This is a genomic window from Deinococcus frigens DSM 12807 (assembly GCF_000701425.1).
Taxonomy (GTDB): Bacteria; Deinococcota; Deinococci; order Deinococcales; family Deinococcaceae; genus Deinococcus; species Deinococcus frigens.
The window spans coordinates 1-13625 of the sequence record NZ_JNIW01000075.1; the positions used below are offsets into that span (position 1 = coordinate 1).

The window sequence follows — 13625 nt, forward strand, 5'->3', positions numbered from 1 at the left end:
TTCGAGCATTGACTTGAGCGAATTTTCAGAACAGCGTCTGTCTGTGCTGTTCCGCGTCGGGCTGGGGGTCAAGGCCCAGACGCTGCGGCGTATGCCCCATCAGCGGCGGATCGCCACCCTGCTGGTCACGGTTTCGCGGCTGGAAGGTCAGGCGCTGGACGACGCGCTGACCCTGTTCGAGGGGCTGCTCACCGACCTGTTCAACCGGGCCGAGCGTCAGGAAGACGTGTCTCGCCAGGATCAGCTTCCGTCGCTGGAGGACGCCGCCCGTCACAGCAACCAGCTCACCAGGGCCTTTCTGGAGAGCCTGGGGCAGCCGCCCCAGAACTTTGCCACGTTCGCTGACCGCGTCCTGGCCTTGGTGCCGCGCGAGCAATTGCAGGCCGCCGCCGACACCGTGGACGCGCTGACCCGGCCCAGAGGCGAGACCCGGCTGGAGAGCCTGCTCAGCCGCTACAGCTATGTGCAGCAGTTTCTGCCCACTTTGCTGAAAACTGTGGAATTTGAGGCCGGAAGTTCCGGCCAGTCGGTGCTGGCCGCGCTACAGGCGTTACGTGGTTTGGAGCGCAGGGGGCAAGTCAGTGCCGCCGAGGTGCCGCTGACACTGGTCAAGGGGAGCTGGGAGCGGCTGATCGCCCGGCGGGGTCCCCTCCACCGGGGCGCTTACACCCTGTGCGTACTGGAGCACCTGCAAGCGGCACTCAAGCGGCGCGATCTCTACGTCCCCGCCAGTCCCAGATTTCACGATCCCCGCCTGCGGCTGCTGTCCAGTGAACGCTGGACCGCGCTGAGAGCAGAGGTCTGCCGCAGCCTGGACCTTGATCCCGATCCACAGGTGGTGCTGGCGCGCCTGAGCGCCCAGCTCGACGAGCGTTACCGCCTGGTCGAGGCCCGGTTGCCGGAGAACGCCGCTGTGACCCTGGAAGAACGGGACGGCCAGCAGGTGTTGATCTTGCAAGAGGACGGGGCCCTGCCGGAGCCACCCAGCCTGAAGCGGCTGCGCGGCGCGGTGGCCGATTTGATGCCGCGTCTCGATCTGCCCGATCTGCTGCTGGAGGTTCACGGCTGGACGGGGTTTGCCAGTGCGTTCACCCATCTGAGCGAGGGCCGCACCCGGGTGGATCACCTGGCGGTGAGCGTCTGTGCGGTGCTGCTGGCCGAAGCGTGCAACGTGGGCCTGGAAGCCGTGATTCAGCCGGAGACCGGAGCGTTGCGCCGGGGCCGCCTGGCCTGGGTGGATCAGCACTACTTGCGCGCCGAGACCATCGCCAGCGCCAATACCCGTCTGGTGGACTTCCAGTCCACCATTCCCACGGTGTCGCGTTGGGGTGACGGTCAGGTGGCCTCGGTGGATGGACTGCGGTTCCGGGTGCCGGTCAAGACCATCTATGCAGGGCAAAATCCCAAATACTTCGGCGTGCGCAGCGGCGTGACCTACCTCAATTTCATCTCCGATCAGTACAGCGGCTTTCACAGCATCGTGGTCCCCGGCACCCTGCGCGACTCGTTGTTCGCGCTGGACGGCATGATCGAGCAGAACACCGCGCTGCAACCCCGGCAGTTGATCTCGGACACGGCGGCCTCGTCATACATGGTCTTTGGGCTGTTCCGCCTGCTGGGTTACCAGTTCAGCCCCGAACTGGCCGACCTGCGCGAGCGCCGCTATGGACGGATGAGCCGGGAGGCCGACTACGGCAAGCTGAACGCGCTGGCTTCGGCCCCGATCAATACCCGGTTGATCGCGGCGCACTGGGATGACCTGCTGCGAATCGCCGGGTCACTGATGACCCGGACGGTGCGGGCCTCGGAATTGCTCAAGGTGATCGGAGTCAGCCCCAAAAGTTCGCTGGTGAGAGCACTGGAACACTTTGGCCGCATTGCCAGCACCCTGCATTTGCTGAGCTACCACGACGATCCGGTGTACCGGCGCACCATTGGCACCCAGCGCAACCGCCAGGAGGCCCGGCACCGCTTGGGCCGGGCGGTGTTCCAGGGCCGCCAGGGTGAGCTCCGGCAGCATTACGTCGCGGGCATGGAAGATCAACTGGGAGCCCTGGGGCTGGTGATCAACGCGATCATCCTCTGGAACGCCCGGTACCTCGACCGGGCGCTCGATCACTTGCGCGCACAGGGTGTCGAAGTGCGCGAGGAAGACGTGCAACGGCTCTCGCCCCTGAAATTTGAACACCTGCACCTCGGCGGGCGGTACCACTTCCCACTCACGCCGCCGCTCCCCGAAGGTCAATTCAGGAAACTCCGCGATCCAGACGAGCCGGAAGAGTGATCAACGCGGGTATACCCCGATTCTCCGTTCCATTGCTACTGCGATGCCGTCTGCCACGGGCCAAGTTAAGGCAACACAACCATCTGAGATTATCAGCGTTAGTTTTAGTTCTACGATTCAGGTTGCTCCAAATGCGCTGACGTGGGCTGGAATTCTGGCCCGGCAACGCGGCGTGTCGGCCAGTTTTACCGCTTGCGGCGGGCCGCGTCTTGCCCAGAACGGCGCTGGGCGATGCTCAGGCCGCAGGGCCGTTGAAGGCGGGTCTCACCTTTCAGATGCTCACCCAGGGAGCGCGGGCGCGGGCGAGGTCTCGTGGCTTAGGGCGACCAGTTCCAGGGCTTCTCCCGCTCCGTGCCGCGCCCCCAGCAGGCGCGGCGGTGGCCGGAGAACTTGCCCGTTACGCGCCTGATTCAGACTCGATCTCCACCAGCTCATGCCAGGTATTTCCACCATCCACGGAATACGCCTGTTCCTGGATATTGGGGCCATAGAAATAGAGCTAGGGACCGTTCCGGGTACGGGTCACCGTCATCTCACACCGAACGTGGGTGGGGAGACCTGGAGCGTGTTCAACGCCGTGTTCAACGAACATTTCGTCCATCTGTTCCGCCCACGTCATGCCCCCAGGATCAAAGAACTCATTCACCATGTCGGACACGCCGCACTCGTCGTCCTCGTCCACGGGTTCACGCCCCAGGTACTCAATCACTGGACCCTCAGAGACCACGAAGCTGTACGTGTTCTGCCTGCGCAGATGCCCCAGTTCTCGCCGTCGTTTCGCGTCTCCCACAGCAGACATGGTACAGATTTAAGTCCGACTTCTTTTGGAACCGTGACAGCCTATTCAACCCCTGGCCCGCCTGGCTGCTCTTGAAGTGTCGGCCTCTTTTTTGCGGAACGTTCCGAAAGCTTCATGAGGGGGAAGTCTCCCCCTGAGACGGAGCTAACAGCGCTCTGTGCAGCAACCCAGCGGGCTGATGAAGCGCCACCCGCAGCCGCCCAGAGCAACGCTCCGTAGCAAAGTTTGAAGTCACTGAAAAGTTTTTCACCCTGGAGTTGCGGGACGCCACCGCCGCATACCGCACGCTGATGGGCATTACCAGGACCCGTCCAGAGGGGAGCCTGCTCCACCACACGTTACCGAAGGGCGGATGTAGTCGCCGGGAGAGCGCCGCCGAAGACCTGGGCCTGTATCTGGGCTATGTGATGTTCGACGCGATCATCAATGATGGGTGTTATGACCCGCAGCGACTGGCGCAGACCGTCACGGACCGTCTGGCCCTGATCATTCAGACCGCGAGCGAGCCGAAGCCCCAGCGGGTCCCGGTCACGCCCGCCCAACGAATAAGCATTTAGCCCGTTATTGATGCCGTCTCAAATCGACAACGGAAGTCATGGGAACTCGTTCGAGATAAGTGACTGCGGTCCAGAATCCCCGCTCTGTCCAACGTTGCCAAGTTCAGACGAGATCAATAAGGTGGCCCATCCAGTCAAAGGATGGGCCACCTCAGAAGAGCGGAAACGAAAGGCCCAGACGGCGACAGGGGCCGGGGCATGGAGAGACCAGCAGGCCCAGGCTCTACCGCCCTCAGCCTCCGCCCGCGCCCGCGCCTCAGCCCCACCCAGCTTCGGCATCGAGGGAAACCCATGAAACGATTACCCGCAAGCCTGCACCGTTCCAGCGTCTCCGAGAAGTTGGTGTGGCTGCACATTCACAGCAATCCCGGCGAGCATTCCGCGCGCAGTCTAGCGGCTGATCTGGGCGGCAGCTCCCGCACCTGGGCCAACGCACTCTCTGGGGCCAAGTTAAGGCAACACAACCGATCGAACAGGTCTGGGCCTACGTCAAGCAGAATGTACTGGGCAACTTCTGCGCCAGGACGACGAAAGAACTCAAAACGTGCCTGCGGACGCGCTGCCAGCGTGTCCGCTATCTCGGCCTCCCGCAACGCCTCATGGCCTCAACCCCGATTTAAGCCGGTATCAATAGAGCGCCCTTCAGGAACGTCAGGGTCGTTTGTTCAAAGAAGCTCCGGTCTTCAAAATTGATCATGTGGCCGACACCTGCGCGCTCTATCAGCGTGTTGTATGGCAGATGCTCTGCAAGGTGGTAGGCGATGTCGCGGTGGTGTGGTAGCTCGCGCGTCCCCGTTAAGATCAGGGTCGGTGCGGTGATTCCGGTTAAGTCGTCAAACACGGCAGGATCAATCCAAGTGGATGGAGACAGGCTTTGGAGCCAATGCCAGCCTGAGTAGGTTGCAGTGGCAGCACGCAGACGAGCAAAGATCTCAGGACGCTCACGAGTGGAAGCGAATAGTGGATGAGCCAGCCATCTTTCTCGTGCGACCTCTAAACCCCTACTCACCGCAACCTCTCTCAGGAACGTGAGCGCAGCCACAAAATCGGGAGGCACAGGGAAACCACGCAAACTTGTTGCGGCCAGAACAATACGATCCACCCGATCGGCGTATTTGTGTGCGAAATCGAGGGCGACATTGCCACCGAGTGAGAGGCCAACCAGGTGGGTACGCTCCACTCCCTGCACATTGAGAAAATGTTCGAGAAAATCGGTGTAGTTTCCTTCTCCCAGCGGTAGCGTGTCGCCGTAGCCGGGAAGATCGGGGCGCACCACTGCAAAGTGGGGTTCCAGAACTCGCACAAGGTCGTCCCACATGCTGGCGTTGAGGGTATGGCCGTGGAGCAGCGTGACGGTTGGTCTGGGCATCTGAACACTCCTTGCTCTAAGAGACTTGACAAATCATAGGTCCTGCTTATAGCATTATGCATACGCTTTCACAAGAAGAATACGTTTGCATCTACTTGACTCAATCCAAAGCTTGCACAGCGAGCAGGAGGCTTCCCATGTCAGAATTTCGCTTCACCAATGACGAGATGTATGCCCGCGTTTCCCGTTTTGCTGATCTGAAGCTGCGCGGTATGCCGTTGATGTTTATTGATTCAGCCCTGCCCGGCCATCAGCGCATGAATTACAGCGTCATTGGTGATACCGCTTCCGAGAATGCTGAATTCAAGCCAGCAATTGGGGCTCCCCACAAGTTTCAGATCGGTATGGGATTCGCTCAGCCGGGCAACGGGCCCGCCTTTCACACCCATGAATACGTCGAAAGCTTTCTGATCTTGCAGGGGCAATGGCGTTTTTACTGGGGCAACGAGCCGGGCAAGGTTGACGGAGATATGGTGCTAGAACCGTGGGACTTCATCTCGTTGCCCCCGCATGTTTACCGGGGGTTTGAGGTCGTCGGCGAAGAGCTGGGATGGTTTTTCGCCGTGCTTGATCCACACTCCGTCTTCACGTCCAAAGACCCTATCTGGGATCCTGCCGTGGAGCGCCAGGCGGCAGATCATGGCTTTTATGCTGATGAGAATGGTAAAATGATCAAACCTGAGAACTACGACGAGCTGCGCAACGAACTGATGGCGCGGCTGATGGCAGCCGAGGCCGCTCCCCGACAAGGGCAATCGTGACAACGCTACGTGAGAAGCTGGCTGCTGGAAAGCCAGTTCTCAACGGGTGGCTACACATCGGCTCCAGCTTTTCAGCAGAACTGATGGCGCATGCGGGTTGGGACGCGCTGACGCTTGACCTGCAGCATGGCCCTTTTGACTACGCTGAGGCCTTCGCGATGATCCAAGCGGTTCAGACGACCCTGGTGCATGTCGTGACCCGCGTGCCACAAGGCGACTTAGCCCTAGCCACAAAATTTCTTGACGCGGGCGTCGAGGGCATGATCCTCCCAATGGTTGAGAGCCGCGAGGAGTGTGAGGCTTTTGTGGCGGCCTGCCGCTATCCACCCCTTGGAACGCGATCCTACGGGCCCACACGGGCAGCGGTGTATCACGGGCCCACCTACGCGGCGCGTGCCAACGATTTCGTGGTGACGATGCCGATGATTGAAACTCGGCAGGCTCTGGAACACCTCGACGACATCGCCGCCGTGCCGGGCGTGGACGCACTTTTTGTTGGACCGGGTGATCTTGGGCTGAGTCTGTACGGTGAGCCGCGTCTGGATTCAGCTGATCCAGAGTTTCTGACCATTCTGCGGCAGATCGTGGAAACCGGGCGGCGGCATGGCGTCGCGGCAGGCATATTCGTGACGGCTCCTGCCTATGCCGTGAAAATGTTTCAACTCGGCTTTGCGTTCGTGACGGTATCGAGTGATGCACGTTTGTTGGTGGCTGCAGCGAGCGCTACGACCACGCAGGTTCACGACGGCCTGAAGGAGATGGTGTGACGGGAACGCCACGCCCGAGACGGATAACGTCTTTGGATGTCGCACGTGAATCAGGCGTGTCGCAAAGCACTGTTTCGCGGGTGTTTTCTGACGACAAGCGCATCATTCCTGAGACGAAGGCGCGTGTTCTGGCAGTTGCTCAGGAGCTTGGTTACCGCCCCAACGCCAGTGCACGCAGCCTGATCACCCGGCGCACAAATCTGGTCGGCCTCATCACTAGCGACCTGACGAACCCCTTTTATCCTCTAATTCTGGAGGCTTTTACCGCGCAGTTTCACAAAGTCGGTCAACGGGTCATCCTCTTTACTGCCGGAACAGGCGAAGAACTCGACGACCTTTTGCCCGACATTCTCTCGTCGCAGGTAGACGGCTTTGTGGTTGCCTCGGCCAGCCTCTCCAGCGCAGTCGTGCGCGAGTGTTTGAGGGCACAGACTCCGGTCGTGCTCTTTAACCGCACTGCGCCGGATTCTGGTGCGAGTCAAGTCGGCTGCGACAACATCGGAGGTGGCCGCCTGGTTGCGGACGTGCTGCTGGACGCAGGTCATAGCCGCCCCGCTTTTATTGCAGGGCGCGGGGATGCATCGACCTCTCGTGACCGCGAGCGCGGCTTCGTGGAGCGCCTTGCCGAGCGAGGGATCACGGATGTGTTGCGCGAGGGTGGCTCGTTCACCTACCAGTCAGGGTTCGACGGGGCAACGCGTCTGCTGAAGCACTCGGACGCGCCCGATGCGATCTTCTGCGCGAACGACATCACCGCGATGGGCTGCCTAGACGCGGCACGAGACCTCGGCCTGCGCGTTCCTCAGGATCTCGCCGTGGTTGGCTTCGACGACATCCCTGCTGCTGCGTGGAGTGCCTACCGCCTGACTACCGTTCGCCAGCCTTTGGGTGAGATGATTCGCCGCTCGACCATACGCCTTCTTGAGCTTATCGAAACCTCCGACTCGCCGCCCACCTTAGAGGTGATGCCCGGCCAGCTCGTCAGGCGTGGGTCCACCCGCCCATCGAATTTCAGCCGCAGCCATACAGGAGGACACCTGTGAATCAGGACGCTCCAGAGATGTTCGATTTTGCTGACCATCCCGATATCGCCGACTTCCGAGAGGCCGCCCACAGCGGACGCCGCCAAGAATTAGGCCAATTTGACCCGGACTATGTCGATATTGTCGACTATATCGTGCGCTGCACACACAAAATCTGGGAGGAGCGTGCAGTGGGCCTGATCTACACGCACTACGCGCACAACGCGACCATGCACGCGACAAACGGCGATACCTACGGCGTCGAGGCGGTCGTGCGCGGCACTCTAAAGCGGCTGGCGGCCTTCACCGACTACCGCTCATTTGCCGACGACGTAATTTGGAGTGGCAATGCGAAGGACGGATTTTACTCTTCGCATCGCATCTTTACTGTTGGCGTCAACACGGGCCACACCGATTTCGGCCCACCAACTGGACGACGCATCGGGCGTTGGGTTGTCGCCGACTGCGCTATCAAGGACAACCGAATTTTCGAGGAATGGATCGTGTTGGACATGGGCGCGGAGTTGCGGCAGCTCGGCTACGATCCCCTCACGATCGCCATGAACTCTGCGCCGCTGCGCCTCGTGCCACCTGCCGAAAGCAGCCATCAGCTAGGTCAGTATGCACCAGTTCTTCAGGACATTTCCCTGGAACCTGAGGGCTTCGTGTGTGGTCTGATGCATAACCTCTGGAACGGGCGAATGGTGAATCTCGTGCGCTCTTATTGTGCCGAAAACATCGTCGTCTACGTCCCTGGAGGGCGCACGTTATACGGCCATGGCGAATACGAAGCCTATGTGTTCAGTTTGATGGCGCAGTTCCCCGATCTGGGCCTGACCGTGGATCACGTCGCTGTTCTGGGATCTGAAGAACGCGGCTGGCGGGTGGCGACGCGCTGGACATTGCGCGGCACGCATGAGGGTCCGGGCAATTACGGTCCAGTCACCGGGCGGCACATCCGCCTGTTGGGGGTCACGCACCACTGGATTCGTGGCGGCAAGGTGCAGCGCGAGTGGACCGTGTTCGACGAATACGCCTTGCTACGCCAGCTGCATGCTCCGGCGGCAGACGAATGACCGCCAGACTGGAACTGAACCTCTCCGGTCGTCACGCCATCATCACCGGGGCCTCCCGCGGTATCGGGCGTGGCGTGGCCAGGGGGCTAGCTGAGGCGGGGGCTGAGGTGACGCTGTTGGGCCGCTCCGCAGACGCCCTGCGCGAGGTCGCGGACGAGGTCGGCGGCTCTTACCGTGTCTGCGACGTGACGAACGACGAATCTCTGCAAACGGCGTTTGAGGGGCTGGATACAGATATTCTGGTAAACAATGCCGGCGTCAACATACCCGAAGCATTTGTGGACGTGACAGCGCAGCATTTCGAGGCGATCTTCAATCTCAATGTCCGTGCGGCCTTCTTCGCGTCGCAGCTTGCCGCCAGAAACATGTTGGAGCGGGGCGTGCGCGGCGTGATTGTGAACATTTCATCGCAGATGGGGCATGTGGGGGCACCACTACGGAGCGTGTACTGTGCCTCAAAACACGCCTTAGAAGGTCTCACGAAGTCGCTTGGCGTCGAACTTGCACCGCACGGCATCCGCGTGGTGAGTGTGGCCCCCACTTTTCTGGAAACGCCGCTCACCACACCGATGCTGGAGGATCCAGCGTTCCGGGCAGAGGTGCTCTCTAGGATTCCACTGGGGCACCTCGGCAGCATCGAGGACGTGGTGAACGCGGTGGTGTTTCTCGCCTCGGACGCGGCGCGGATGGTGACGGGGTCGAGCCTGCTGGTCGACGGCGGCTGGACAGCCCGATGAAGGAGGAGAACGTGGAATATCTCAAGAAAGCCCGGCAGAGTGTTCAGGCCGATTCCCAGGCGACACGTCAGGTCGTCTCACAAGTACTCTCTGACATCGAGCGTGAGGGTATGAGCGCCGTGCGGCGCTACAGCGAACAGTTCGACAGTTGGAATCCGCCGTCGTTTTACATCTCCCCAGAGACCATCCAGCAAGGACTGGAGCAAGTATCTGAAAGTGCGGCGCGATCCATTGACTTTGCCATTCAGGAAGTGCGTAAGTTTGCCACCGCACAGCGCGACTCGCTACACAGCTTTGAGATAGAGTCGCTTCCTGGCGTGGTTCTGGGCCAAAAGCACATTCCTGTGAACGCCGTCGGTGCCTACGTACCGGGCGGACGCTACCCCCTGATCGCGTCCGCCATCATGACGATTGCCGTGCCAAAAGTCGCTGGAGTGCAGCACGTCGTCGCCACGACCCCGCCGATGCGCGGCGTGGGGCAGATTAATCCGGCACAGCTGTACGCCATGGTGCAGTCGGGTGTGGATGACATCTATGCTCTCGGCGGTGTGCAGGCGATGGCGGCGATGGCTTTTGGGCTAGATGACGCGCCGCCCATCGAGGGCGTGGACATGATTGTCGGAGCAGGCAACGCCTTCGTGGCTGAGGCCAAGCGTCAACTCTTTGGCACGGTAGGCATCGACCTGCTGGCTGGCCCGACCGAAATCCTTGTTCTAGCCGATGAAACTGCCGACCCGTCGCTGGTGGCCGCCGATCTGCTCGGACAGGCCGAACACGGCACAAACTCCCCAGCTGTTCTGGTCACGACTTCACGCGACCTTGGGGAGGCGGTGCTTGAGGAAGTGAACTGCTGGCTTCAGACCTGGCCAACTGCCACAGTGGCCGGACAGGCATGGCACGACCTCGGCGAGGTCATCTTGGTGGAGAACGATGAGGAAATGGCGCGGGTGTCCGATCTTATTGCTTCCGAACACCTCGAGGTTCAAACCCGCGATCCGAGGTGGTTTCTTTCGCGCCTCACGAATTACGGCTCGCTCTTCCTAGGCCGCAACGCCACCGTCGTATACGGCGACAAAGGCATCGGCACAAATCACGTCCTGCCAACTGGCCGTGCGGCACGTTACACCGGCGGGCTGTGGGTCGGTAAATTCATCAAAACCGTGACCTGGCAGGAAGTCACAGCCGCAGGCAATGAACTCGTCGCCCCACACATCGCCGCCATCGCCGACGCTGAGGGCATGGCAGGCCACGCCATTACCGCCCGGCTGCGACTGGAGACCAAAGCATGAGCTCTGGACCTGGGATCCGTGACTCGCCGTTCATACCGCGCCCGTCATCCGCCTCACGCTCACGTTCGTTAGAGGGAGTCCTATGAAACAGCTCACCGTTCGCCGTTCCGCCCTTGCCGTCCTCGCTACCTTGTTGGTCGAACCCCAAGCCCACGCCGCTTCTCCCACGACCGTGTCGAAAACGGCCCTCGCTGTCACCAACTATGCCAACTGTCCAGTGACTGGCACACGTGCCAGCCTCAACCTGAAACCCGCTATCGCTGGGCAGCTGACGGTTCTGACGACCCTGCCAGGGCCAGGTTGGTTCAACGGCAACACCCCCCAGACGATTCGCGACGGCTTCGAGTACTGCATGGCCGCCAACATTGCCTGGCGTGCGGGACTCAACCGCGTCATTGTGCGGAATACGCCCTTCGACGCGCTGGTGGCAGGCCGTGCCAATACCCGCTACGACGTCGGCCTCGTGCAGGTCACCATTACCGAGCCCCGGGCGCGGGTCGTGGACTTCACCACGCCGTATTTCTCCAGCGATCAGGGCGTGCTGGCCCGTAAGGATGCGAACGTCACAGCGGCCAACATCGCCTCTAAGCGCATCGGTGTGCCATCAGGCACGACCACCTATACTTTCGTCAACACACAGATTCGCCCAACATCGCAGGTGCGTGTTTACCCAGATTCGGCGACGATGCTTGCCGCTCTGCGGGCCAACCAGATTGATGTGGCGCTGCTTGACACGGTGGTATTGCTGGGCCGAGTACGCGACCTGGGTGGACAGGCCGATCTCATCGGTCAGTTCCGTACAGGAGAAAATTACGGTGGCGTGCTGCCGAAAGGTAGCCCTAACAAGGCGGCGATTGACCGTGCTCTGACTGAACTTCAGACCAACGGCACGAGCAATCTGCTCTCGCAGCGCTTCCTCTTGCCGGTCTACGGCGGCGATCCCTCAGCAGTACCGTACTGGACCACTCCGGCACGCTAATGGCCTCTAATGAAGCTGACTGATCTTCAAGTGGATGCCCCTCTAGGGGGATCCATACCTCCACCTCGCATGGGCGGGCTCGCCGTCGCCGCAACCCTCGGAGCGGTGCTTGTCATCATCTTCGTCACCTGGGTGCTGCTCGAATTACGCGCCACAGCTGTAAGAGAAGACGTCTTCGTGTCATGGATGAACGTTGTCCTGCTCGGACTGGGATTAGGGGCGCTGGGCCTGCTTGCGCCTGCCCGACGCGCGCTCTTGGAGTCCAGGGCCGCAGGGCGGGCGTTTGGACGCGGAGATATCATTTCGGCGCGGGTTGCATCATTTGAGAGCCGTACCGCCTCTTTAGTGACGCTCGGTTGGGCGGCTGCGGTGCTGATCGTCGCGGTTCTGGCCTGGTTCGTTGTCACCAACAATGTGGCGGTCGGCAAAACTTTCTTCAATCTTGTCCTGATCGGCTCGTCGTTTGGCCTCGTCTTGCAGGCGTTCCTCATCAACGTTTACATTTTTGTGATCGTGCAGATAGTGGTGCTGGTGTGGGGGCTGATCGTTGCCATTGCCCGCCTCGCACCTGGGCGGGCAGGACGCCCGATTCGCCTGCTCGCCATCCTCTATACCGATATTTTTCGTGGGCTCCCGGCTATCATCACGATTTACCTCGTCGGCTTTGGGCTGCCACTCACCGGTCTAACCAATGGTCTGCAAACTTGGCTGCAAAACCGTTTCGGTATCGATGACCTGTCCATCCTCTGGGCGGTGATCGCATTGACGCTCACCTATGGTGCTTACGTTGCCGAGGTGTACCGCGCTGGTCTGGAGAGCATCCACCCGTCGCAGGTGGCGGCGGCCCGGTCTCTTGGGTTGAGCTACGGCCAGACGCTGCGTCATGTGGTGGTGCCACAAGCGGTACGGCGAATTGTACCGCCCTTACTGAACAACTTCATTGGGCTACAAAAGGACACCGCACTTGTGAATGTCATTGGGGCGATTGACGCTTTCAATCAGTCGCGCATCATTGCCACGAATAACTTCAACCTCTCGGCAGTCACCACGGTGGCGATCCTGTTCGTCGTCATCACCATTCCACAGGCACGTTTCGTAGACCGCATGTTAGAGAGAGATCAAGCCCGGCTTCGTAGCGGGGGAACGCCATGAGCTTTCTTGAGATCCGTGATGTAAATAAGCAGTATGGGCTGACCCCTGTACTCAACGGTCTTGACCTGACAGTTAAAGAGCACCAGGTGGTGACTCTCATCGGGCCTTCGGGTTGCGGCAAATCAACCTTGCTGCGGTGTATAAACGGCCTTGAGCCCATTTCTGGCGGCGAGATTCGTATCTCAGGTGACCGTGTCACTGGGCCAGGTGTGGACATGAATGCCCTGCGGCGCCAGGTCGGCATCGTCTTTCAAAGCTACAACCTCTTTCCCCATATGACTGTGCTCGACAACGTTATGCTTGCCCCGCTCCGGGTGTTGGGTTTGCCAAAAGATCAGGTAGAAGTGGAAGCAGTCGCACTCCTGCGCCGTATTGGACTTGAGGCCAAAGCCAAAGGCTACCCGGACTCTCTATCAGGTGGACAGCAGCAGCGCGTGGCTATTGTACGCGCGCTGGCCATGAAACCAAGACTGCTTCTCCTGGACGAGATTACCTCTGCCCTAGACCCTGAACTTGTGTCGGAGGTGCTGAACATTGTGCGCGACCTTGCGGCAGAGGGTATGACGATGCTGCTCGCCACGCACGAAATGGGATTCGCACGCGAAGTATCGAGTAAGGTTTGCTTTCTTCAGGGCGGACAGATCTTTGAGGAGGGACCGCCGGAGCAGATCTTCACAGCTCCGCGGGAGGAGCGTACGCAAGCCTTCTTAAAGCGCATTATTGAGGCGGGACGATTGTGATCTTCATTGGTCAATGGTTCGGACACTTTTGGCGAAATCAACACGTGATCTAAAAAACGGGTCTCCAGTAGGGTGAAGTTCTCAAGACCACAC

The 13625-nt window shown here is 60.3% G+C and carries 13 protein-coding genes and 1 pseudogene; 12 read left to right on the forward strand and 2 right to left on the reverse strand.

Annotated elements, in window-relative coordinates:
* Window positions 1–2284, forward strand: a 2284-nt coding sequence (locus Q322_RS0117635) for a Tn3 family transposase (RefSeq protein WP_029479195.1), incomplete at its 5' end; no start/stop codon positions are given.
* 499 nt (window positions 2285–2783) lie between these two features.
* On the opposite strand, the gene Q322_RS21220 is transcribed toward Q322_RS0117635, so the two are convergent.
* Window positions 2784–2993: a hypothetical protein gene (locus Q322_RS21220; RefSeq protein ID WP_034418968.1), complete on the reverse strand. Its 210-nt coding sequence runs from the start codon at window positions 2991–2993 to the stop codon at window positions 2784–2786.
* Between the two features lie 347 nt (window positions 2994–3340).
* Between Q322_RS21220 and Q322_RS0117645 the strand changes: the two genes are divergently transcribed.
* Window positions 3341–3640: a hypothetical protein gene (locus Q322_RS0117645; protein ID WP_029479197.1), complete on the forward strand. Its 300-nt coding sequence runs from the start codon at window positions 3341–3343 to the stop codon at window positions 3638–3640.
* Window positions 3641–4104: 464 nt separating this feature from the next.
* Window positions 4105–4260 (forward strand): annotated as a pseudogene (locus Q322_RS24665) (IS630 family transposase); the annotation flags it as partial.
* Here the strand turns inward: Q322_RS24665 and Q322_RS22730 are convergent.
* Window positions 4257–5009 (reverse strand): alpha/beta fold hydrolase, encoded by a 753-nt coding sequence (locus Q322_RS22730; protein ID WP_029479198.1) that lies wholly within the window; start codon window positions 5007–5009, stop codon window positions 4257–4259. The pseudogene Q322_RS24665 and the gene Q322_RS22730 overlap by 4 nt on opposite strands.
* A 137-nt stretch (window positions 5010–5146) precedes the next feature.
* On the opposite strand from Q322_RS22730, the gene Q322_RS0117655 reads away from it, so the two are divergent.
* From Q322_RS0117655 to Q322_RS0117695, 9 genes are all read left to right on the forward strand, one after another.
* Window positions 5147–5770: a cupin domain-containing protein gene (locus tag Q322_RS0117655; RefSeq protein ID WP_051668718.1), complete on the forward strand. Its 624-nt coding sequence runs from the start codon at window positions 5147–5149 to the stop codon at window positions 5768–5770.
* Entirely contained in the window at window positions 5767–6537 is a 771-nt protein-coding gene (locus tag Q322_RS0117660) for an HpcH/HpaI aldolase family protein (RefSeq protein WP_029479200.1), read from the forward strand. Before Q322_RS0117655 ends, Q322_RS0117660 begins: the two co-directional genes overlap by 4 nt.
* A gap of 32 nt (window positions 6538–6569) precedes the next feature.
* A complete protein-coding gene (locus tag Q322_RS0117665) occupies window positions 6570–7580 on the forward strand; it encodes a LacI family DNA-binding transcriptional regulator (protein ID WP_162176640.1) in 1011 nt (336 codons plus the stop codon).
* Entirely contained in the window at window positions 7577–8635 is a 1059-nt protein-coding gene (locus Q322_RS0117670; RefSeq protein ID WP_156953139.1) for a nuclear transport factor 2 family protein, read from the forward strand. The genes Q322_RS0117665 and Q322_RS0117670 overlap by 4 nt, the downstream gene beginning before the upstream one ends.
* The gene (locus tag Q322_RS0117675; RefSeq protein ID WP_029479203.1) at window positions 8632–9372 is read left to right on the forward strand and encodes an SDR family NAD(P)-dependent oxidoreductase; all 741 of its coding nucleotides are present in this window, start codon (window positions 8632–8634) and stop codon (window positions 9370–9372) included. The genes Q322_RS0117670 and Q322_RS0117675 overlap by 4 nt, the downstream gene beginning before the upstream one ends.
* Before the next feature lie 11 nt (window positions 9373–9383).
* Complete coding sequence (gene hisD / locus Q322_RS0117680) at window positions 9384–10661, forward strand: histidinol dehydrogenase (RefSeq protein WP_029479204.1); 1278 nt, start codon at window positions 9384–9386, stop codon at window positions 10659–10661.
* Between the two features lie 82 nt (window positions 10662–10743).
* Complete coding sequence (locus Q322_RS0117685) at window positions 10744–11640, forward strand: ABC transporter substrate-binding protein (RefSeq protein WP_029479205.1); 897 nt, start codon at window positions 10744–10746, stop codon at window positions 11638–11640.
* Window positions 11641–11709: 69 nt separating this feature from the next.
* On the forward strand, window positions 11710–12792 hold the full coding sequence (locus Q322_RS0117690; protein ID WP_211248931.1) for an amino acid ABC transporter permease: 1083 nt from the start codon (window positions 11710–11712) through the stop codon (window positions 12790–12792).
* Window positions 12789–13532, forward strand: coding sequence for an amino acid ABC transporter ATP-binding protein (locus Q322_RS0117695; RefSeq protein WP_029479207.1), 744 nt, complete (start codon window positions 12789–12791; stop codon window positions 13530–13532). Before Q322_RS0117690 ends, Q322_RS0117695 begins: the two co-directional genes overlap by 4 nt.
* Window positions 13533–13625 lie beyond the last annotated feature (93 nt).